This window comes from Lentibacillus salinarum (assembly GCF_042679865.1).
In the GTDB taxonomy this organism is placed as follows: domain Bacteria; phylum Bacillota; class Bacilli; order Bacillales; family Amphibacillaceae; genus Lentibacillus; species Lentibacillus salinarum.
This window is the reverse complement of sequence record NZ_JBHTNH010000029.1, coordinates 70293-90122: the sequence shown is the minus strand read 5'-3', so window position 1 is coordinate 90122 and position 19830 is coordinate 70293. Positions and strand designations below refer to the sequence as shown.

The 19830-nt window shown below is 44.2% G+C and carries 26 protein-coding genes; 9 read left to right on the top strand and 17 right to left on the bottom strand.

From position 1 onward, the window contains the following. Positions 1-203 precede the first annotated feature (203 nt). A complete protein-coding gene (locus tag ACFQ4A_RS15045) occupies positions 204-338 on the top strand; it encodes a YqzM family protein (protein WP_382402096.1) in 135 nt (44 codons plus the stop codon). A gap of 76 nt (positions 339-414) precedes the next feature. On the opposite strand, the gene ACFQ4A_RS15040 is transcribed toward ACFQ4A_RS15045, so the two are convergent. From ACFQ4A_RS15040 to ACFQ4A_RS14990, 11 genes are all read right to left on the bottom strand, one after another. Then, complete coding sequence (locus tag ACFQ4A_RS15040) at positions 415-2691, bottom strand: DNA internalization-related competence protein ComEC/Rec2 (RefSeq protein ID WP_382402094.1); 2277 nt, start codon at positions 2689-2691, stop codon at positions 415-417. A 13-nt stretch (positions 2692-2704) separates the two neighbouring features. Continuing rightward, a complete protein-coding gene (locus tag ACFQ4A_RS15035) occupies positions 2705-3265 on the bottom strand; it encodes a ComE operon protein 2 (protein WP_382402092.1) in 561 nt (186 codons plus the stop codon). Positions 3266-3320: 55 nt separating this feature from the next. After that, entirely contained in the window at positions 3321-3833 is a 513-nt protein-coding gene (locus ACFQ4A_RS15030; protein ID WP_382402090.1) for a helix-hairpin-helix domain-containing protein, read from the bottom strand. Positions 3834-4058: 225 nt separating this feature from the next. Further along, positions 4059-4811 (bottom strand): class I SAM-dependent DNA methyltransferase, encoded by a 753-nt coding sequence (locus ACFQ4A_RS15025; protein WP_382402088.1) that lies wholly within the window; start codon positions 4809-4811, stop codon positions 4059-4061. A gap of 9 nt (positions 4812-4820) precedes the next feature. Then, positions 4821-5177, bottom strand: coding sequence for a ribosome silencing factor (gene rsfS, locus ACFQ4A_RS15020; protein WP_382402086.1), 357 nt, complete (start codon positions 5175-5177; stop codon positions 4821-4823). Continuing rightward, positions 5167-5754, bottom strand: a complete 588-nt coding sequence (gene yqeK / locus ACFQ4A_RS15015; RefSeq protein ID WP_382402085.1) for a bis(5'-nucleosyl)-tetraphosphatase (symmetrical) YqeK — start codon at positions 5752-5754, stop codon at positions 5167-5169. Before yqeK ends, rsfS begins: the two co-directional genes overlap by 11 nt. Next, positions 5741-6310: a nicotinate-nucleotide adenylyltransferase gene (locus ACFQ4A_RS15010; protein WP_382402083.1), complete on the bottom strand. Its 570-nt coding sequence runs from the start codon at positions 6308-6310 to the stop codon at positions 5741-5743. The genes yqeK and ACFQ4A_RS15010 overlap by 14 nt, the downstream gene beginning before the upstream one ends. A 23-nt stretch (positions 6311-6333) precedes the next feature. Next, on the bottom strand, positions 6334-6624 hold the full coding sequence (gene yhbY, locus ACFQ4A_RS15005; protein WP_382402081.1) for a ribosome assembly RNA-binding protein YhbY: 291 nt from the start codon (positions 6622-6624) through the stop codon (positions 6334-6336). 2 nt (positions 6625-6626) lie between these two features. Continuing rightward, the gene (aroE, locus tag ACFQ4A_RS15000; protein WP_382402079.1) at positions 6627-7472 is read right to left on the bottom strand and encodes a shikimate dehydrogenase; all 846 of its coding nucleotides are present in this window, start codon (positions 7470-7472) and stop codon (positions 6627-6629) included. Between the two features lie 13 nt (positions 7473-7485). After that, positions 7486-8586, bottom strand: coding sequence for a ribosome biogenesis GTPase YqeH (yqeH, locus tag ACFQ4A_RS14995; protein WP_382402077.1), 1101 nt, complete (start codon positions 8584-8586; stop codon positions 7486-7488). 2 nt (positions 8587-8588) lie between these two features. Continuing rightward, positions 8589-9104: a YqeG family HAD IIIA-type phosphatase gene (locus ACFQ4A_RS14990; protein ID WP_382402075.1), complete on the bottom strand. Its 516-nt coding sequence runs from the start codon at positions 9102-9104 to the stop codon at positions 8589-8591. A gap of 405 nt (positions 9105-9509) precedes the next feature. Between ACFQ4A_RS14990 and ACFQ4A_RS14985 the strand changes: the two genes are divergently transcribed. The 8 genes from ACFQ4A_RS14985 to sigK all read left to right on the top strand — a co-directional run bounded on the left by ACFQ4A_RS14985 (position 9510) and on the right by sigK (position 16027). After that, on the top strand, positions 9510-9650 hold the full coding sequence (locus ACFQ4A_RS14985) for a sporulation histidine kinase inhibitor Sda (RefSeq protein ID WP_382402073.1): 141 nt from the start codon (positions 9510-9512) through the stop codon (positions 9648-9650). A 215-nt stretch (positions 9651-9865) separates the two neighbouring features. Next, on the top strand, positions 9866-12199 hold the full coding sequence (locus ACFQ4A_RS14980; protein WP_382402071.1) for a Na+/H+ antiporter subunit A: 2334 nt from the start codon (positions 9866-9868) through the stop codon (positions 12197-12199). Beyond that, positions 12200-12538 (top strand): Na(+)/H(+) antiporter subunit C, encoded by a 339-nt coding sequence (locus ACFQ4A_RS14975; RefSeq protein ID WP_382402069.1) that lies wholly within the window; start codon positions 12200-12202, stop codon positions 12536-12538. Next, the gene (locus tag ACFQ4A_RS14970; protein ID WP_382402067.1) at positions 12531-14006 is read left to right on the top strand and encodes a Na+/H+ antiporter subunit D; all 1476 of its coding nucleotides are present in this window, start codon (positions 12531-12533) and stop codon (positions 14004-14006) included. The genes ACFQ4A_RS14975 and ACFQ4A_RS14970 overlap by 8 nt, the downstream gene beginning before the upstream one ends. Positions 14007-14012: 6 nt before the next feature. Further along, entirely contained in the window at positions 14013-14489 is a 477-nt protein-coding gene (locus tag ACFQ4A_RS14965; protein WP_382402065.1) for a Na+/H+ antiporter subunit E, read from the top strand. After that, positions 14486-14797, top strand: coding sequence for a Na(+)/H(+) antiporter subunit F1 (locus ACFQ4A_RS14960; RefSeq protein ID WP_382402063.1), 312 nt, complete (start codon positions 14486-14488; stop codon positions 14795-14797). The genes ACFQ4A_RS14965 and ACFQ4A_RS14960 overlap by 4 nt, the downstream gene beginning before the upstream one ends. Then, positions 14778-15155 (top strand): monovalent cation/H(+) antiporter subunit G, encoded by a 378-nt coding sequence (gene mnhG / locus ACFQ4A_RS14955; protein ID WP_382402061.1) that lies wholly within the window; start codon positions 14778-14780, stop codon positions 15153-15155. Before ACFQ4A_RS14960 ends, mnhG begins: the two co-directional genes overlap by 20 nt. A 164-nt stretch (positions 15156-15319) precedes the next feature. Continuing rightward, positions 15320-16027, top strand: a complete 708-nt coding sequence (gene sigK, locus ACFQ4A_RS14950; protein ID WP_382402059.1) for an RNA polymerase sporulation sigma factor SigK — start codon at positions 15320-15322, stop codon at positions 16025-16027. 24 nt (positions 16028-16051) lie between these two features. Here sigK and ACFQ4A_RS14945 read toward each other — a convergent pair whose 3' ends face one another. The 6 genes from ACFQ4A_RS14945 to ACFQ4A_RS14920 all read right to left on the bottom strand — a co-directional run bounded on the left by ACFQ4A_RS14945 (position 16052) and on the right by ACFQ4A_RS14920 (position 19785). Next, positions 16052-16279 (bottom strand): YrhC family protein, encoded by a 228-nt coding sequence (locus ACFQ4A_RS14945; protein ID WP_382402057.1) that lies wholly within the window; start codon positions 16277-16279, stop codon positions 16052-16054. A gap of 82 nt (positions 16280-16361) precedes the next feature. Next, positions 16362-17051, bottom strand: coding sequence for a 5'-methylthioadenosine/adenosylhomocysteine nucleosidase (locus ACFQ4A_RS14940; RefSeq protein ID WP_382402055.1), 690 nt, complete (start codon positions 17049-17051; stop codon positions 16362-16364). 24 nt (positions 17052-17075) lie between these two features. Next, positions 17076-17738, bottom strand: coding sequence for a YrrS family protein (locus ACFQ4A_RS14935; RefSeq protein WP_382402053.1), 663 nt, complete (start codon positions 17736-17738; stop codon positions 17076-17078). Positions 17739-17912: 174 nt separating this feature from the next. Next, the gene (gene greA, locus ACFQ4A_RS14930; RefSeq protein WP_382402051.1) at positions 17913-18389 is read right to left on the bottom strand and encodes a transcription elongation factor GreA; all 477 of its coding nucleotides are present in this window, start codon (positions 18387-18389) and stop codon (positions 17913-17915) included. A gap of 107 nt (positions 18390-18496) precedes the next feature. Beyond that, complete coding sequence (gene udk, locus ACFQ4A_RS14925; protein WP_382402049.1) at positions 18497-19132, bottom strand: uridine kinase; 636 nt, start codon at positions 19130-19132, stop codon at positions 18497-18499. A gap of 20 nt (positions 19133-19152) precedes the next feature. Continuing rightward, positions 19153-19785, bottom strand: a complete 633-nt coding sequence (locus tag ACFQ4A_RS14920) for an O-methyltransferase (RefSeq protein WP_382402047.1) — start codon at positions 19783-19785, stop codon at positions 19153-19155. Positions 19786-19830 lie beyond the last annotated feature (45 nt).

Sequence of the window (19830 nt, the reverse complement as noted above, 5' to 3'; positions counted from 1 at the left end):
ATCTATATAAACGTTTAAAATCCAGCCCTAGGAACTGACCTTTTAAACGATGTTTGTTTGTAGTTATAGCGTTTCCTTTATGTTAAAAAGTATAGATGTCAACTCTTTCTAATCATGGTTACAATTAATGCGAACTTTTTTAGTCAAAAGTGGATTTTTTTATGACTTTATTTTATACTTGGGGTGACATAGGAGGGGTATATGTGAACGATTTTGAAAAAGATGTACAATCAAAAAATAATGATGTTGTCGATTCCATTAAAGGATTTGCATTTTCCTTTATTTTCTTTGTGTTGATTTTTGCGATCGGCGCTGTCATTAGTGTTGTTGGATCCTGACATACACGATAATCGCATCTGTACTTAAAAAGAGACTGTTACTTGCTGACAGTCTCTTTTTCGTATGCACTACAGCCTATGGAAGAAAAGTTGAAAATGTTCCTTCCGTTCCCTCAAAATAATACTGGATGGCACCATTTTGATCGGTTCGGTGGATGTTGACAGTCGCTTCTTCGAGTGTGCGGACCACGTCCTGATGCGGGTGCCCATACATGTTGTTTTCACCGGCTGAAATCAGGCCATATGCCGGCTGCAGTTGCTTGATAAACGTCGGGTCTGTCGACGTATTACTGCCGTGGTGGGCAACTTTCAGGACATCGATCGTTAAGCCAGGATATGCTGCCATCAGCTGTTTTTCTGTTTCCTGCCCAATATCACCCGTAAACAGCCATGTTTTACCGCCAATTTCCGTGTTTAAGACGAGGGAATTTTCATTGGGGTCTTCCTTATCCCGAAGCGGCGCTAATATATGAAACCTCTGGCCACCGATTCTGACAGCTTCGCCCGGCGATGCCCTGATAATGTCTGTCCCGCTGTTCATCAGGGCTTCAGAAAGTTTTTCGGAAAATGTATAATATGGACTTACAATAACGTTGTCAATGGCCAAATCCTCAGCCATAAATTCAACGCTGCCCATGTGGTCGGTATCTGCATGGGAAAGGAACATCGCATCGATCCGGCTAATGCCCCGGGAGAATAAATACGGCTGGATGATTTGCTGGTACACATTTTCAGACGGCTCGTTATCATCGAACGATACTTGCGCCCCTGCATCCACAAATATCACGCCTTTTCGGTAAGGCAGTTCAATCACCATCGCATCCCCCTGACCAATATCAAGCATGGTGACATTGCCAACCGGGGAAAAGTAAGGTTTACTCACAATCAGTATAAGCAACGCCGTTAGATAACAGCCGTATTTGAAAGCCTGCTTTAGTTGGTTTAACTCTAATGTTTTCATGAACAGTAAAAACAAAGCATAATACGCCAGAACACCAGCCCATGGAAAAGTGCCGATCACCCATGGAACGTATGCCGTCTGATCAATAAAATCAATGGCTGATAAAAAATAATCATGAATCGTGACAAACAGCTGATCGCCAAACGTGACGAACCATCCCGCCACCGGTGCCAGCAGCAGCATCAAAAACATGAGCGGAATGACGAATAATGTGAAATAGGGCACAACAAGCAAATTCAATAAAATCGACAGCGGCTGAAACGTGTCAAAGTAGGTCACCTGAAGCGGTAAAATCATCATTTGGGAGACAAAACTGATATTCAGGACCGAGAAGAAGGAAGATTTTGTTTGGGCTAGCCAACTCCTCGACAGCAGCAGGCCCAATGTCACAGAAAACGATAACTGAAAGCCGATATGATACAACAAATACGGATCCAACAAAACGAGCAGTATAAAAACAATACTAAGGACGTCCGTTACACTGAATAGCCATTTCATTTTAGCAACAAGCAAAAACAATACAACCATAGTACTGGCACGCAGGACAGAAGGTTCACCACCCGCAAGCAGTGCATAAAGTGGGAGAAAGAACATAACGGCCCATTGTGCTTTTTCTTTCGTGAGAAAATTCAATTTGACAAGTAGAAAATAAAAGAGACCGACAACCAGGCCAACATGTAACCCGGAAATAGCCAGCAAGTGTGATAAGTTCCACCGCTGGAAAAGAGCCACCGTTTCATCTTCCAGCTGCGAATCGTCCCCAAGAACAAGTGCATTTAACCAGGAAGCGGTTCCCGGGCTGATTTCCTTCTGAATAAACTGGATCAGATCAGCACGTAGCTCATAAACAGCATTCATTAAGGACGACCCGGTGCAATCAATCGTTTCCAAAGAATCGATGACAATCCGGTAACCGATTCCCTGTGTCAGCAAATAGTTTTGATAATCAAATTGACCGGGGTTTCTGCCGGTATCCGGTAGCTCGGGTTTTCCATTAATTGTGCAGGTTGCCCCATATTTTAACCGGTGCTCGTCATCCTGTTCATCTTTAAAATAAACAATAAGGAATTTCTGTGGCGAGTTATGATCCGTCAATTCAAAAGCAATCCTGGATCCCGTTTCCGTTATGGGACTTGCAATTTGACCGGTAAACACTGATTCATTCATAGGATAGGTGTTATCTTCCTGGGGTTTTTCCAGTTCGGGGATGTAAATGCAGGCAACAATGGCGAAGGTTAAGGAAACGAGAACAACTGTCTTCCCTAACCTTTGATGATAATACAGATAAAGTATCCAAAAGAAAAACACAGCTAATAGCCATATGTTATCCAATAAGACTACCAAAAAACTAGCCGCGATACCTAACGCCGGCAGATGCCAATAGCCTTTCACGGGAACCACCTGATCATTTGAACAATGATTCAGCTTCAGCTTTTAAAGCTTCGTATGTCGTATGATCATTTGTCTGGTCTTTAAGTTCATGAAGCAGCCGGCTGATATAGGCTTCTTTTTCCCGGTAGTTCATATCCAAGGCAAGGTCGGTTAATGCCACTTTTCTGGTTTCAATGCCGGTATTCGCAAACAATTCCAGCGCGTATGGGTGGTTTTTGTAGTCTTCGGCATAATAAAGGGTTTTGATGCCGGCCTGAATGATTTGCTTGCAGCATTGCAGGCAGGGAAAATGGGTGACATAAATTTCGGCACCATCCGTTGGGACGCCGAATTTAGCACATTGCAAAAGCGCATTCGCTTCAGCGTGAATGGTGCGGACACAATGCCCGTCAATCACATAGCACCCTTCATCCATACAGTGCACACCACCGGAAACACTGCCATTATAGCCACCGGCAATAATCCGTTTATCCCTGACGATCGTTGCCCCTACCATCAGTCGTGTACACGTGCTGCGAAGTGCCAGCAAGTGACTTTGGGCCATAAAATACTGATTCCATGAAATGCGTTCCATGTTTGTTTTACCACCTTTCCGTGTCTAGTCGTTATCACCTAACTGTCAACAAACACTATGGGACCTGAATACTATCTGCAAAGGATGCCAGTGTCTTCTCACCGATACCAGACACATTCAGAAGATCGTCCGGCGTTTCAAAATAACCGTTTTCGTCCCGGTATTGGATAATCGCCGCTGCTTTGGACGGACCGATGCCATTCAGCTCTTCAATTTCATCCTGTGTTGCATCATTGATTCGCACTTTGGCATCGCCGCTGTCCTCCACTGCGGATGCAGAAGACGCTTCACCGCTTTTCGGCACCATCACAACCATCTCATCACGGACTTTTTGCGCCAGATTGACCGTCGATTGGTCGGCATCCTGCGTAAATCCGCCGGCCAATTGGATGACATCATTGACACGGGATCCGGTTTCCATTTCATAAACACCGGGGTCGGCAATTTCTCCTTTGACATCAACCATCACCTTATCCGGCAATGGATCCTCCTCAGAATCAGGAGCCTCTTCTTTCTGAACGTCAGCTGGTTCGGCAACCTCCTTATCCACGCCGTTATCATGATTCAAAAGTAAAAAAGCACCTATCAGAATAGCGATTATTACCGGAAAGCCAAACTTTTTAAGGGGTTCAGGCAATTTGCGGTCACATCCTTTTGCGGGGAATCAGAGGTTAAACTTACAGAGTGGTTGAAGAAATATACCATGGGGTATACGTCATTTTAATTTCCTCTGTCTACCCTATTCGACATCCTTTGGCAAAATCCTTCTTTAAAATTGAAACGATCGGAAAAATTATTCCGATCGTTTAACGGCCGTTATGAAGATTCTTTCGGCTTCTTCCAAGTCGTAATCAGGCTGCAGTGAAAAATCGGCGGATATATGCCGGATATCAAAGCCGGTATCATTTAAAAGGTGTGTATAAAAGTCAGTGGCATATGTTTTTTGATGATGCCATTCATCAAATCGCGTATACTGATTCTGATCTCTGACAAAAAACGTTAGATCGTGATACATATCCCCTACGTCTTCTCCTTCCAAACAAAACCATATGTAGGAAACATCGTCACTGACTACGGAAAATGTCTGATTCAGCAAATGGGTCTCAACATGATAAAGTGAATGGACATCAAAGATAAACAGGCCACCCGGTTTTAAGGCTACGGCGGCATTTGCAAATACCGTGCGGATGTCATCTTCTCCAGTGATATAGTTCATCACATCACAATAACTGATGGCCATATCCTGATTTTCAACTCCGGCCAACTCACGCAAATCCTGCTGTATCCAATGCACCGGGACATGTTTTGAACTGGCATGTTGTTCGGCAACACTCAGCATCTCACTGGAATAATCCACACCGGTCATCCGATAGCCGGATTGAGCAAGCTTTGTTGTTATCTGCCCAGTGCCACAGCCCAGATCAACAACCGACTCAATCTGTTTCCCAGATTGGCTGATCACCTGTTCAGTGAAACAAATCCATTCATCATACGGTGCATCCGCCATCAACTGATCATAGTAGCGGGCCATTTGCTCATAAGTCATGGCAATCACTCACCCATTTTGCCCGGCATGGAGTTCAACTCTTGCTGCATCGCCCCATAAGCGTTCCAGATTGTAATAATGCCGTTCATCTTTATGAAAAACATGACAGACAATATCGTCCAGATCAACTAATATCCAGCGTGCCTGATCAAAGCCTTCCATGCGTCTGACCTCGACACCTGTCTCATCCATTGTGTCCTTAATACCCCTGGCAATGGCCTGTACCTGACGTTCGTTGCTGCCATGACAAATAAGAAAATAATCAGTCATTAATGAAACATCCTGCATGTCCAGAGCGACAATATCCTCCGCCCGCTTATCATCACATGCATCTGCAATCGTTTGAATAATAGCTTTATTGTCCATGAATGTCCTTCCCTCCATTTAAACGAATCGTTAAATCATTGTAGGCATAAAACGTATCAGGATAAACAGTCTTATGTTGGCCTACAAGAAACAGAATGGTGTTCCGCAATGCCATCCAGGCAGCCTGATCCAAGTCGACTTGCGCCGTGTCTCTGACTTCCTGTACACCGGGAAAAGATCGTCCCGGCTCAATATAATCTGCAACAAACAGGATGGTTTCCATCTGACTCATGTTCGCCCTGCCCGTCGTATGATAATAAATCGCCTTTTGTATCCCGAGATCCGTCACACCATAGTCTCGTTTTACGATAACTGACGCTACGGGACCGTGCCACAATTCATGATGGTAATCAAGCAAGTCTTCCGGCAGTTCATTTTCCTTAATGACCCGCTTCATGTCCGTAAGCGGAAAATACTTGGCATAATCGTGTAAAATCGCTGCCAGTTCGACTTTGTCAGCTGGTGAACCATTTTTTTCAGCCAGCTCTATGGCTGTATCGGCCACCCGAAGTGTATGATCAAACCGCGCCTGCTTCAGGTGGGGCCTGACGATATTGATGGCTTCATCTCGATTCATACAAACGTTTCTCCTTTATATAAATTTCAACTTTCTCTGGAACCATATATTTAATCGATCGTTTGTCAGCTAATCTTGTCCTGATATCCGTTGAGGAAATGTCCATAAGCGGAATATCCACTTCACGGATGGGGTATTCACTTGCCAGCTTGTACCCTTCCCGCTTAACACCGACAAACGTTACCAACTCCAGCAGTTCCTCAATATGCTTCCAGTTCGGCAAATATTCAACCATGTCCGCACCGATGATAAAATAAAATGATGCGTCAGGATGTTCTTGATTAAATAATTTCATTGTATCAAATGTATAGGACTTCCCTAAACGATTCACTTCAATTGTATTAACTTTGAAATGGGGATTCCCGGCGGTCGCTCGTTTTGCCATTTCTACACGGTCTGATGCATCAGCATTCGCCTTTTGTTTATGTGGCGGTTCATGTGACGGCATAAACCATACGTCATCGAGATTTTGGGCCACCCGGACTTCTTCAGCTATCAGCAAATGGCCAATATGCGGAGGATCGAATGTACCACCCAATATACCGATACGTTTCACGCCTGACCCCTTCTTAATTTGTTTCATGGCAGCTCAATCTGTTTATGCTCTTCCGATTCTTTATAAAGGACAATCATACGTCCAATTGTCTGAACAATCTCTGCCCCGGTTCCCGAAGCAAGTTGTTCCGCAACCGTGTCTTTATCGTCGAGGCAGTTCTGCAGCACGCTCACTTTTATCAATTCTCTTTTCTCCAGTGCTTCGCCAATTTGCTTAATCATATTAGCGTTCACGCCGGTTTTACCCACCTGGAAGACAGGCTTCAAGTGGTTTGCCCGGGAACGTAAATAACGCTTTTGTTTTCCTGTCAGCATCGTTATCTTCCTCCCAATACAGTTTTTAGATCCTGTTCCATATCATGAGCCGGTACGCGTTGCGATGTCCACAATTCAAATGCATACTGTGCCTGGTACAACAGCATCACATGACCATAAAGCACGTCGGCACCTTTTTGCTTTGCCTGGTGTAAAAACTTGGTTTCAATCGGTTGATAAACAATATCGCTGACAATCGTGTTTTTGCCCACTTGGTCCAGCGATAAAATCATATCATCGGCATTCGGCTTCATGCCAACATTGGTCGTTTGAATAATGAGATCATATTGATGAAGCTGCTTTTCAGCTTCTTCTAATGTCATAATGGCTGTATTCGTTTCCTTTTTCCCAAGTTCCGCGATGGTTTCAGCACTTGACAGTGTCCGGTTGGCAATGTCAACTCGCGTAAATCCGGCTGTGGTCAGTCCGAAAAATAAACCACGGGCCGCGCCACCGGCACCAATCAGTAAAATTCGGCATGCTTGATTTTGAAAAATGGACGGATAATGCTGCTTCAAACTAGTTATATACCCCATTCCGTCAGTGTTATAGCCTATCCACTTACCATCTTTTTGGACGACGGTGTTGACAGCCCCGATTGCTTTTGCATTATCGTCCAATTGATCAAGATACGGCATAATCTGTTTTTTATACGGGACGGTCACATTAAATCCGTCGAACTGACTGTGTTTAATCTGCTGCAGTTTTTGCTCAAAAGAATCGCCGGGAGCTATTTCTACGATGGCATAATCCCCGGCTAGGCCGGCTTTTTTAAGAAATTGCCGGTGAATCCACGGTGACAGCGAATGTTTAACCGGAAAACCAATAAGACCTAATTTATAATGCATGCGACATCCCCCTTTATATCAACGATTGTCTTAGCGACACCCGGACACTTTTGGGGCTGTGGACCGTAATGGTGATACTGCCCCCGGGCACCGTTATCCACCCAAGTCCGGGGAACACAATATCCGTTTTTTCCTGTGTCAGCCGATGTGTCTGCTCCGTCATTGCCGGCAGTATTTCCAGCGTTTTTTCATCTGGTGGTGATAAGAGCCCGCCCCTGTGTTCCTTTAACAGATTGTCTGCATTTTTCAATTTGGTACGGTGAATGGCTAATTCATTGGAAAAATAACAAACAAACGATTGTCGTTCGCCCTTAATGAAATCAAGACGCGCCAGCCCACCGAAATAGAGCGTCTGCTGATTATTCAGCTGGTAAACCCGCGGCTTGATTTCCTTTTTTGGCGTAATCACTTTCAGATCATGGTCCGACACATAGTGGGCAATCTGCTGCCTGTTCACAATACCCGGTGTATCAATCAAAGCCGTATCATCATCAAGCGGTATTTCAATAAACCCCAGCGTCGTACCGGGAAAATAGGACGTGGTGATGACATCTGCGGTACCGGTCGTTTTTTGGATCAGTTTATTGATAAACGTGGATTTGCCTACATTCGTCGTTCCCACGATATAAACATCATCGCCTTTTCGGTGTTCTTCGATGGCCTCACCCAGATCCGTCATGCCGTGCCCTTTCGCTGACGAAATCAGATAGACACCTTCTACCGATATGCCAGCTTCTTTTGCGGCTGACCGTAACCATTTCATCAATTTATTACGATTGGTTGATTTTGGCAGTAAGTCCATTTTGTTCGCTACCAATATGACCCGCTTGTTTCCGACAATACGAGGCAGACTTCCGATCATTGTGCCATCCACGTCGATTATATCAACCAAATGAACGACAAGCCCCTCTTTGTCTCGTATTTGACTGATCATGGTCAAAAAGTCGTCATCTGTTACCGAGACGTCCTGTATATCATTGTAGTGCTTCAAGCGAAAGCACCGCCTGCATAAAATCGTGTCGTTACCATCGACTGATTTGGGGGTGTAACCGGCCTTATCCGGTTCTGTTGTCTGGATAATCGCTCCACAGCCCTGGCAATGTATGTCTGTCATCGTCATTCCTCCCAGCTTATCTTGCCCTTTTTGCGCATATAACTTAAAATTTTACGTTCGATTTTCCGGTTCAACCGAGTAACTTTTCCATCCGTCTGTACAATCGGGACCACAAGTATCGTGTGAAAACCCGCCAAATTACCGCCAAGCACATCTGTTAACACCTGATCACCAATGACAACAATGTCGTCTTTACTCAGCTCCATCTCTTTGGCAGCTCGTTTAAAAGACTGGGACAACGGTTTTCTGGCGCTAAAAAGAAATGGGGCATTTAGCGGTTCGGAAAAGATTTTGACCCGCTCCCATTTATTATTTGAAATAATCGTTACCTTAATATTATGCGCCTTCATCCGTTTAAACCATTCGGCAATTTCCGGCGTTGCATCGGCAACATCCCAGGCAACAAGTGTATTATCCAGATCAGTAATGATACCTTTAATATTTCTTGTCTTCAACGATTCAGGATGAATATCAAAGATACTTTTCACATGTTCAGTTGGTAAAAAATACTTCAGCAACTACGACACCTCTTGCACCCATAATAATGTCAGCTATCCTTATGTATATTCCACTCACAGATCAACGCAACCGCTGATATACAGATAACAGATATCCATTATAACGTAACTCTCTACCAGGTTTCCATCACTAAAAGACATTCGCGGAATAATCAGTACAATGAACCGGTAATATGCCAGGAAACGTTCGACATTTTCCTTCATTTTTCGATTTGTGGATAACTTTATGCACAAAATCCACAGCGAAATACCAACATTTTTCGCCCTATTTAACGATTTATGCACAAGTTATCTACAACCTTGTGTAGATAACCGACAGCTTGTTCTGTCTGTCATTTCATGATAAATTATGAACATCAACATGAATCACAGCCAGGTGTTCAAAAAGTTAGGAGGGCTAGAGTCATGGAGTATTTATCTGATGAGCTGCTGCTGGAATCCTATTACAAGGCAAATGAATTAAACTTAAGCCCCGACTTTATATATTTAATTGAAAAAGAAATTCACAGAAGGAACTTGGCATACAAAATAAAATCGTATAGCTGAATGTTAAACATAGCCCACCCCCGCTAACCAGCCGGAGGGTTTTTTATTTTCTCCTCGCCCAGATTGTGATAAGCTATCGTTGGTAACTTTACCAGNAAGCTATCGTTGGTAACTTTACCAGGATGACATAAACGATTAAACACTATACTGTATCACCCCCCCCCCAAAATTGTTAAAAGGTGACTGTTAATAATAAGAGGAGGACGACAAATCAGATGATATTTTCAGTACTCATTCCACTTCTGCTTGCTTGCTTCATTCCATTCATCAGTAAAATAAAACGTACGATTCATACAGGTATTTTTGTCCTATTCATCCCATTGGTCATTTTCATTTACTTCGTCCAATTTATTGGGACTGATTTTCAGCCGGAAAGGTATACATATCAGTGGATTCCGTCGCTTGGGATTAATTTCGATTTTTACCTGGATGGGCTCAGCCTGCTGTTTGCATTGCTGATAAGCGGTATCGGGACACTAGTCGTGTTATATTCCATTTATTATCTTGACCGCAGTGAGCGTCTGGGGCACTTCTATGTCTATCTGCTGATGTTCATGTCAGCCATGCTTGGTGTGGTTTTATCGGATAATGTGTTTGTGCTTTATACGTTTTGGGAATTAACATCCATTTCATCATTCTTGCTGATTGGCTACTGGCATTTCAAAGAAAAGTCGCGATATGGCGCTTTAAAATCAATGATGATTACCATTTTCGGCGGTTTGAGCATGTTTGGCGGTTTTGTTCTGCTCTCGACTATAACAGGAACAACCAGCATTCGGGCTATGATTGCGAACGCCGGTATTATTTTAGATAATCCCTATATGCCGCTTGCGCTCGGATTTATTCTGCTCGGCGCTTTTACAAAGTCGGCACAATTTCCGTTCCATATCTGGCTCCCTGATGCAATGGAGGCTCCGACACCCGTAAGTGCTTACCTCCATTCAGCCACCATGGTAAAAGCGGGCCTGTATTTAGTCGCCCGGTTTTCACCTGTGTTTTCCGGTTTTGAATGGTTTTTCATCATTGTGAGCCTCACGGGAATCGTAACATTGTGCTGGGCATCGTATATGGCTGTCCATCAGACGGATCTGAAAGCCATTCTCGCGTTTTCAACCATCAGTCAGCTCGGCATGATCATGGCGATGCTTGGTTTCGGTACGGGAGCGGCTGTTTTTGCAGCTTTATTCCATATCCTGAACCATGCTACCTTTAAAGGGAGTATGTTTATGGTCGCCGGTACCGTTGACCATGAAACCGGCACACGGGATATCCGCAAATTGGGCGGATTGTACACCTTTATGCCCATGACGGCAACCCTAGCATTGTTCGGAACATTTTCCATGGCTGGTATACCATTACCGTTTCTAAACGGATTCTACAGTAAAGAATTATTCTTTGAATCCACCCTCGATTTACCGGAAGGGGCTCATGCCATTACCGGCTTTCTTGTTGAAGCCATTCCATACCTGGCCGTATTAGGCAGCATCTTTACGTTTGTTTACTCGCTTTATTTTCTGTTTGGCACGTTCGGCGGGAAACCACAGCTTGACCAACTGGCCAAAAAACCACATGAAGCGCCGTTCGGCATGCTTCTATCACCTATTATCCTCGTGCTCGGGGTTATTTTGATCGGGTTATTCCCAAATGCAGTCAATGGCACGTTCATTGCCTATGCAGCTGAAGCCGTGTACGGGGAAGAAGTTATAAAAGATGTTCACTTCTGGCATGGGTTGTCACCGGCCTTCCAAATGTCCCTGGTAGTCGTGGGACTTGGTGCACTTCTTGTCGCAACACGGACGAAGTGGAACAGAATCTATCAGGTCATCCCTGGTAAATGGAGCATTAACAAGGCATACGATGCCATCATGACTAAATTGGATGCCTGGACCAAGAATGTGACAACCTTCTATATGACCGGTTCACTCAGACTATATATGGCGCTTATTTTAAGCACCATACTGATTGTTACGGCTGGATTCATGTTCACAACCGGCGGCTTGACGATTGATACCTCGAATCTTGCGCCTGTATCAGGCGTCGAAATAACGGTTGCGCTGGTCATAACTGCCGCCGCGATCGGTACAATCTTTGCGAAGCGAAATGTGGCAGCCATTTTAATTGTTGGTGTTGCCGGATACGGTGTGGCGCTTCTGTTCGTTATCTACCGTGCACCGGATTTGGCCCTGACGCAATTAGTGGTGGAAACTGTGTCAGTGGCATTGTTCCTGCTCTGCTTCTACCACCTGCCAAATCTAAAAAAACGAACTGACCCGCTCCGCACCAAAGCCGTTAATGCCTTCGTGTCAGTCGGCTTTGGCGCGCTGGTAACGCTTGTTAGCATTTCAGCCCACAGCAGCGACTGGTTTGGGACCATTTCCGATTATTTTCTGGAAACGTCGCACTCGCTCGGCGGAGGGGACAACGTTGTCAACGTTATCCTCGTTGACATGCGTGGCCTTGATACATTATTTGAAATAGCAGTTTTGGGTATCGCAGTCCTCGCTATTTATACCCTCATCAAATTAAAGACAGACAAGGGGGAAAAATAAGTGGAATTTATTATCTCAGCTCTGGCAGGTATATTGTTTGCTACGGCCATTTATAATCTACTGCAAAAACAGCTGCTTAGGCTGGTCATCGGATCTGTTCTGCTCTCCCATGGCGCCCACCTGTTTATTCTGACGATGGGTGAATTGAAAAGAGGCAGTCCGCCAATCCTGACTGAAGGGGTCAATGACTATACTGACCCACTGCCACAGGCACTGATTTTAACTTCAATCGTGATCAGTTTTGGGATTACCAGCCTGCTTCTAGTCCTTGCATATCGTACCGCAGAGGAAAACGATACAGACAATATGGCGCAATTAAGGGGTAACGAAAATGAGTAATCTAGCAATTTTACCGATTATTATTCCGTTGTTGGCGGGCATCATCCTTGCTTTTTTTCCTAAGAAATTAGGGCTTGTCCGCCAATTAACGAAACTTTTCATACTCGTAAATCTTGCTGTTGTCAGCTATACGGCATGGCATGTATTTAACCGCGGAGCTGTTATTCTTGAGACCGGTGGCTGGACGGCACCATACGGTATTGTCCTCGTTGCTGATGAGCTGGCAATATTGCTGGTGTTGACAACGAACATAGTGGCAGCGGCCACCGCTTTTTACGCACCCTACTCTCTATCAAACAAGAAAGAACAATATTACTTTTATTCGTTCTTTTTCTTTCTGATAGCAGGCGTTTCAGGTGCTTTTCTGACAGGTGATCTGTTTAACATGTTTGTTTTCTTTGAAGTCCTGTTAATGGCATCTTACGCCTTGATCGTTTTAGGCGGGAACAAAGTACAGCTGCGTGAGTCAGTTAAATACGTATTCATTAACGTTTTCTCGTCCATGCTGTTTGTAACAGCTATCGCTTTCGTTTACGGAGCACTTGGAACGGTCAATATGGCCCAGATTGCCCAGCGTGTACACGAGGTTGACCAACAGGGCATTCTGACCACTGTCGGGATTCTCTTATTCTTTGTATTTGCCACAAAAGCGGCACTGTTCCCGCTATATTACTGGATGCCCAAATCTTACGCTGTGCCAAATCCGGTCATCTCGGCCTTATTCGGTGCGTTGCTTACTAAAGTCGGTGTCTATGCGATTATTCGGGTGTTTTCCTTAATCTTTGTACACAAACCGGAACTCACCCATGAAACATTCATCTGGATTGCCGGCTTATCCATGATTTTCGGTGTGATAGGCGCCTTATCAACCAACAACATCAAATTAATGATCGCTTACAATATTGTTCCTGCGATTGGTTTTATTCTAATGGGTGTCGGCGTGTTTAATCAGGATGCCTTGAGCGGATCTGTCTACTATTTGATTCATGACATGCTCATTAAGACAACCCTGTTCCTGCTGGTGGGAACAATCGCTTACGCCGCCGGAACATCCGATTTGCGGAAATTCAGCGGGCTGATACACTATTACCCTTTTCTCGGCTGGCTGTTATTCGTGTCAGGATTTGTCCTGGCCGGTATCCCCCCTTTCAGTGGTTTTATCGGAAAGCTACTGTTATTAAAGGGCGCATTAGCTGATGAAGAAATCGCGATTGTCATCATTGCTTTACTGTCCAGTCTACTCATTCTTTATTCCATCATGAAGATTTTCATTAAAGGATTCTGGGGCGAAAAGGATGATTCATTTAAACCTGTATCCATCAAGGGACGGACAGCTCCTGTTGTTGGACTGACAGCTTTATCCATCTTCATGGGGATCGGAGCGGAATTTATTTACCCGTCAGTCGAATCGATTTCCGCCTACTTGCTTGATCCGGAAAATTATATAAACGCTGTATTGAAGGAGTAATGCCTTATGACATTTCAAATTGTTATTAACCTGATCATTGCAGTCATGTGGATGTTTTTGAGCGAGAGTTATACGTTACCCAGTTTCATTACTGGATACATACTCGGGGTCTTCCTATTGCTTCTTCTCAATCGCTTTATTCCGGATACGTTTTATTTAAGGCGCATCTTTAAAATTATCAGTCTGATCGGGCTGTTCATCAAGGAATTGGTGACCTCCAACATCGACATTGTCAAGCTCGTTTATAAGCCAAAACCTGAATTTGAGCCGGGAATTTTTGCGTTGCCGACGGACTTGAAAAGCAACTGGGAAATCACACTCCTTGCCAATCTGATTTCCCTGACACCCGGAACATTATCAGTCGCGGTTTCACAGGATAATACCCATTTATATATCCATGCGATGAACATTGATGACATTGATGAGGCGATCGATTCCATCAAAAATACGTTTGAAAAAGCGATTATGGAGGTGACACGATGAACGCATTTTTAGCCATGACCGACAGCATGGTAACAATAGCGACCATAATCAGCCTTGTTGCCATTTCCGTTTCACTGGTACTGCTACTTTACCGGATCATTTCAGGACCGACAAATGCTGATCGTGCTGTAGCACTGGATGCAGTAGGCATGAATATGATGGGGGTTGCAGCATTGATGGCCATTATCATCCCGACAACACGATTAAACGACGTTGTATTATTGATCGGAATTCTGTTATTCATCGGGACAATCGGTATAGCGAAATATCTGGAAAAGGGTGTTATCATTGATCGAAACTTGGATTGAGGGAATTGCCAACATCATCATTGTTATCTTTTTGCTGTCGGGTTCATTTTTCCTGTTATCGAGCTCTATCGGGGCGATCCGTTTTCCGGATGTTTATACACGTCTCCATGCCACAACAAAAGCGGCAACATTGGGGATTTCCGGTTTACTCATTGGGGCCTTTTTATTCATGTACGTTCACCATAACATCGTCAGCGGAAAACTCCTGCTGGCCATAGCATTTACGCTGTTAACTTCCCCTGTTGCAGGACATATGATTTCGAGAGCTGCTCACCGGGTTGGTGTTAAACCTGTTACGAAAAACCGGACCGATCAATACGAGAAAGCCATTGAACACTATAAGCAGTATCAGAAGTGACTCCTAGCGGGTCGCTTTTTTTATGTCCTTTCTAAACAGCTCCTCCAGCAATTTCTCAGATGAAAGTTTCGTTTTAATTATCGGACAGACACAAAAACGGTACCTCCTTCATACAGTTAATATATAGGCAACAGCCCAGCAGCTATTTTTAGGAGGTGCACGTTTTGTCAGGCATTTTAAGTTTTCTTGGCCTGCTGATTAAAGAAGCAGTCTTTTTTGTCTCCTATGTCAAAAACCACGCATTTCCACAGCCATTGTCCCCGGAAGACGAAGCCGAATACATCCGGCAAATGCAGGAAGGGGATGAAGAAGCCCGAAACAAACTGATTGAGCATAATTTACGGTTGGTCGCCCATATCGTTAAAAAATTCGAGAATACCGGAGAAGATATGGAGGACCTTATTTCCATCGGTACCATCGGGTTAATTAAAGGAATTGAGAGTTACTCAGCCGATAAGGGGACGAAATTGGCGACATACGCAGCCAGGTGTATCGAAAATGAAATCCTCATGCATTTGCGCGCCTTAAAGAAAGTAAAAAAAGACGTGTCCCTTCATGATCCGATTGGTCAGGATAAAGAAGGCAATGAAATAAGCCTGATTGACATCCTGGAGGCGGAGAACCAGAATATTATCGAATACATTCAATTGAATATGGAAATCGAAAAGATGAATGATTACTTATCCATTCTTGACACGAGAGAACGAGAAGTGATTCTCTACCGTTACGGCTTAAATAATTACAAAGAAATGACACAGCGGGAGATTGCCAAAATGCTTGATATTTCACGAAGTTACGTATCACGTATTGAAAAGCGAGCCCTTATGAAAGTTTTTCATGAATATTACCGAAAAGAATATAAAGGAAAGTAGCGTGCGGGCCAGCCAGCCCTTACGCTACTTCAGCCGATTTCTTATTAATTGGTATGTCCGGCGTGCAAACCAGCCGGCCATAACCGCCGTCAGAAATGCCAGGATGATCAGTCCCTTGCCATCAGATGAGTAATGAATATACGTATTGATGATGGCACCCATGTATAAATAAGAGGCTAAGATTAATAGTGTTGCGGTAAAACGGCGATAATCCTTTAATTTTGCTTCCAGCTCGTGTCCTTGATGTTTCATGTTGTGATCTCCTCCCTGCCATCACATGATAACACAGGAATGGATGATCGCAGGAAGGTAAATCATGGGTGTGTGGCCTACGTTAAAGCGCTCTAACGATGGCCATAATCAAATTGGCCGCATTTTTAGCTGCGGTCGTCAGAAAGGCATCAAATGAAGTGGACGATTCCTTTCCGGCGATATCGGATAAGGCCCGAATAATAACAAACGGTGTTTCATACTGATAACATACCTGGGCAATTGCTGCAGCTTCCATCTCTAGTGCAATCATCGAGGGGAATTTTTTTCTGACTTCCGCCACTTTTGCCGGGTCCCCCATAAATGAGTCACCGGTTGCGATAACCCCTTCACGAAATGGAATAGCCAACTGTTTAATTGCCTGACCTGCTTTGGCCATTAATTCAGAGTCCGCCTTAAACATGGCCGGCATGTCAGGTACTTGTCCGTTTGCATGACCAAACGCTGTGACATCAACATCGTGATGAACAACCTGGGTGGAAATGACAACATCCCCGACATCCAAATCGGTCGCCATTCCGCCGGCGGAACCGGTATTGATAATGTGCTCAGGGCTGAACCGTTCATGCAAAATAGCTGTCGCCATTGCTGCATTGACTTTTCCGATTCCGGATTTAAGCAACACAACATCATGATCTGACAGTTTTCCCCGGATGAACAAACAATTAGCAACGACTGTTTCCTCTTTTTCTGTCATGTTATCCTGTAACAAATCAATTTCTTCATCCATCGCTCCGATAATTCCTATTGTCATCGTGTTTCCTCCATTACTATTCCATTACTCAAACCGCCATTTTTGATCGTTTTCTTTCAGTCTTTCCACTTTTATTGGCTGCCATCCTTCATCAGCTGCCCACGTATTGTAAACACGGTATACTTCAGATTCATCCGGGTCTGAAACGGTGTTGATCACATTTTGATCACCGTTGCGCTCAATCCACCACATGGTGAAATCATCCTCATTCAGGCCGGTTGCAGCGGCCACTGCTTTTCGCATTTCCTGTCTGTCCTGTGACCCATCAGAATAGTCAATTGTGTGAGGTTCGGACTGTTCTGTACCCACAGGATCCCAACTGGCCGTATAGGCCTCCATGACATTGTCATCCGACGGTTCGACCTGCTCTGTGTCGCGTACTTCATTGGTGTTTTCACCTTCTGTACCGGAATCGCCAGCAGAGCTTGTCTCCTCATCAGAACTGTTTTCTTCACGATCTTGACCGCTGTCGGTGGACGCACCCTGTTCGTCATCCTGTAACGTCTCATCAGTGGCTTGTTCTGCTTCGCTATCCCCCTGCTCGTCCTCTTTTGCCTCATCATCTCCGCCAAACATAAGCTGGCCCAATAGGACAACAACTAAAATACCTGCGAACACGATTAATAATGATAAACGCTTTGTGTTTTTTCTTCTTTTTTCATATTTATCAACACGTGAGCTCGGCACTGAACGATCCCTCCTGTATCCTGTCATCTATTATAGTATCATATTTTCTTATCAACGTTATATGACAAGTGACAGCTTTTCCGTGGAGAACATAAAAAGAGAAGCTACATACACCGCCATAGCTTCTCTGCTGTTTATGCTACACCGTTTCCTGCCGCAATGCAGTCAAACAGGTTATTCAACCTTCTCAATTCTTACCAGTATGTCCCCACCTGGTGTTGAAACTGTTACTTCGGAACCTGATTCCTGGCCGATTAGGCTTTTTGCCATGGGTGAATCATTGGAAATTTTTCCTTCAAATGGATCAGCTTCAGCACTGCCGACAATTGTATACGTCTCTTCATCGCCATCCGGAAGTTCTTTAAAGGTCACGGAACTCCCCAATGAAACAATGTCCGGATTTTTTGTATCGTTTTCAATAATGACCGCATTGCGGATCATTTTTTCTACCTGGGCTATCCGGGTTTCCACAAATGCCTGTTCATCTTTAGCCGCATCATACTCGGAGTTCTCGGAAAGATCACCAAAACCGCGGGCAACTTTTATACGCTCGACCACTTCCTGTCTTTTTTCGGTTTTCAGGTATTGGAGTTCCTCTTCCAGTTTTTCTTTCCCCTCTTGTGTCATATAATAACTTTTCTCTGTAGCCATGAACAAATACACTCCTTTATCTTCAAAACTGCCTAGATGTAAGATGGTAATGAATACTAAAAACTACTATGGCAGATTCGATTTAAATTTTCAATACTTTTTCACTGTCATTTTTCCTGATTTCGGGACACTATTTTTTCGATTTTGGTGGCCATAATATCAATCGCTACATGGTTTTGACCACCCTCCGGAATAATGATATCCGCATAGCGCTTTGTCGGTTCCACAAACTGAAGATGCATCGGGCGAACATTGCTTTCATACTGTTCAATGACAGAGTCCAAAGTCCGGCCCCGTTCCTTAATGTCTCTTGACAGTCTGCGAATAATACGGACATCCGCATCCGTATCAACAAAAACCTTGATATCCATTAAATCAACCAGACGCTGGTCTTCCAATATTAGAATGCCCTCCAGGATGATCACTTCTTTTGGCTCTACTTTTATCACGTCATTTGATCGGGTATGCAGCTTGTAGTCATAAACTGGCTTCTCAATCGGCCGATGGTTGAGAAGGTCCTGAACATGGTGGATCAATAAGTCATTATCAAACGCTAATGGATGGTCATAATTGGTATTAAGCCGTTCTTCAAATGGTAAATGACTTTGATCTTTATAATAGTAATCCTGTTCAATGACGAGAATTGTTTTATCCTGAAAGCGTCGGCAAATGGAGCGTGTTACAGAGGTCTTGCCACTGCCACTTCCACCGGCAACACCGATAACAACTGGTTTCTCAGGCATGAAACAATAACTCCTTTCCATCATTTTTTGGTACTGATCGCAATGCCATCCCCAATCGGTACGAACGTTGTTGTAAAATCCGGGTGATTCACAAGCCAGTCGTTATAAGTGCGGATTTTTCCTGCGATAGCCTGGTATCTGGGATGCTGTTTTTCAGGATCTGCCACATAGCCTTTAAATAAAACATTATCGGACAGGATGATTCCGCTATCTGCCAGCAGCGGAATCGATCGTTCAAAAAAGCGTTGATACTTTCCTTTGGCTGCATCAATTAATACAAGGTCAAAGAAGCTGCCTGTCAATGTCTGCAATTTTTCCGTGGCGTCTCCCTGTATGACATGAATGTGATTTTGTTTATTTCTTTTTGTGATATGCTGTTTTGCTTGCGCATAACGTTGTTCATCTTTTTCAATGGTGACGATTTCCGCTTCCGGGTTCGCTTCCAGCATTCTTAACGCGGAATACCCAATGGCTGTGCCAATCTCCAGTATGCGTGCAGGTTTTGTCAGCCGGATTAATTGCATGACAAAATTCATCCCCAGCGGATCCATAATTGGAACCTTGTCGCCCGCAGCAGCCTGCTCAAGTTCCACTACCCAATTTTCCCTGGCCGGAAGTGACTGTATTAAGTAATTTGTCAGTTTTTCATCCATTCAACCACCCCTTAGTGCCGGTGTTGTCACAGGACAAGGAACGTT

What these genes read in the sequence shown, in the direction of transcription:
- ACFQ4A_RS14940 (WP_382402055.1), bottom strand. Translation starts at nt 17,051, where the DNA reads ATGACAATAGGAATTATCGGAGCGATGGATGAAGAAATTGATTTGTTA.
- ACFQ4A_RS14980 (WP_382402071.1), top strand. Translation starts at nt 9,866, where the DNA reads ATGATATTTTCAGTACTCATTCCACTTCTGCTTGCTTGCTTCATTCCA.
- yqeK (WP_382402085.1), bottom strand. Translation starts at nt 5,754, where the DNA reads ATGAATCGAGATGAAGCCATCAATATCGTCAGGCCCCACCTGAAGCAG.
- yqeH (WP_382402077.1), bottom strand. Translation starts at nt 8,586, where the DNA reads ATGACAGACATACATTGCCAGGGCTGTGGAGCGATTATCCAGACAACA.
- udk (WP_382402049.1), bottom strand. Translation starts at nt 19,132, where the DNA reads ATGCCTGAGAAACCAGTTGTTATCGGTGTTGCCGGTGGAAGTGGCAGT.
- greA (WP_382402051.1), bottom strand. Translation starts at nt 18,389, where the DNA reads ATGGCTACAGAGAAAAGTTATTATATGACACAAGAGGGGAAAGAAAAA.
- rsfS (WP_382402086.1), bottom strand. Translation starts at nt 5,177, where the DNA reads ATGGACAATAAAGCTATTATTCAAACGATTGCAGATGCATGTGATGAT.
- ACFQ4A_RS15035 (WP_382402092.1), bottom strand. Translation starts at nt 3,265, where the DNA reads ATGGAACGCATTTCATGGAATCAGTATTTTATGGCCCAAAGTCACTTG.
- ACFQ4A_RS15025 (WP_382402088.1), bottom strand. Translation starts at nt 4,811, where the DNA reads ATGACTTATGAGCAAATGGCCCGCTACTATGATCAGTTGATGGCGGAT.
- ACFQ4A_RS14985 (WP_382402073.1), top strand. Translation starts at nt 9,510, where the DNA reads ATGGAGTATTTATCTGATGAGCTGCTGCTGGAATCCTATTACAAGGCA.
- ACFQ4A_RS14920 (WP_382402047.1), bottom strand. Translation starts at nt 19,785, where the DNA reads ATGGATGAAAAACTGACAAATTACTTAATACAGTCACTTCCGGCCAGG.
- ACFQ4A_RS14970 (WP_382402067.1), top strand. Translation starts at nt 12,531, where the DNA reads ATGAGTAATCTAGCAATTTTACCGATTATTATTCCGTTGTTGGCGGGC.
- ACFQ4A_RS14960 (WP_382402063.1), top strand. Translation starts at nt 14,486, where the DNA reads ATGAACGCATTTTTAGCCATGACCGACAGCATGGTAACAATAGCGACC.
- ACFQ4A_RS14945 (WP_382402057.1), bottom strand. Translation starts at nt 16,279, where the DNA reads ATGAAACATCAAGGACACGAGCTGGAAGCAAAATTAAAGGATTATCGC.
- yhbY (WP_382402081.1), bottom strand. Translation starts at nt 6,624, where the DNA reads ATGCTGACAGGAAAACAAAAGCGTTATTTACGTTCCCGGGCAAACCAC.
- ACFQ4A_RS14965 (WP_382402065.1), top strand. Translation starts at nt 14,013, where the DNA reads ATGACATTTCAAATTGTTATTAACCTGATCATTGCAGTCATGTGGATG.
- aroE (WP_382402079.1), bottom strand. Translation starts at nt 7,472, where the DNA reads ATGCATTATAAATTAGGTCTTATTGGTTTTCCGGTTAAACATTCGCTG.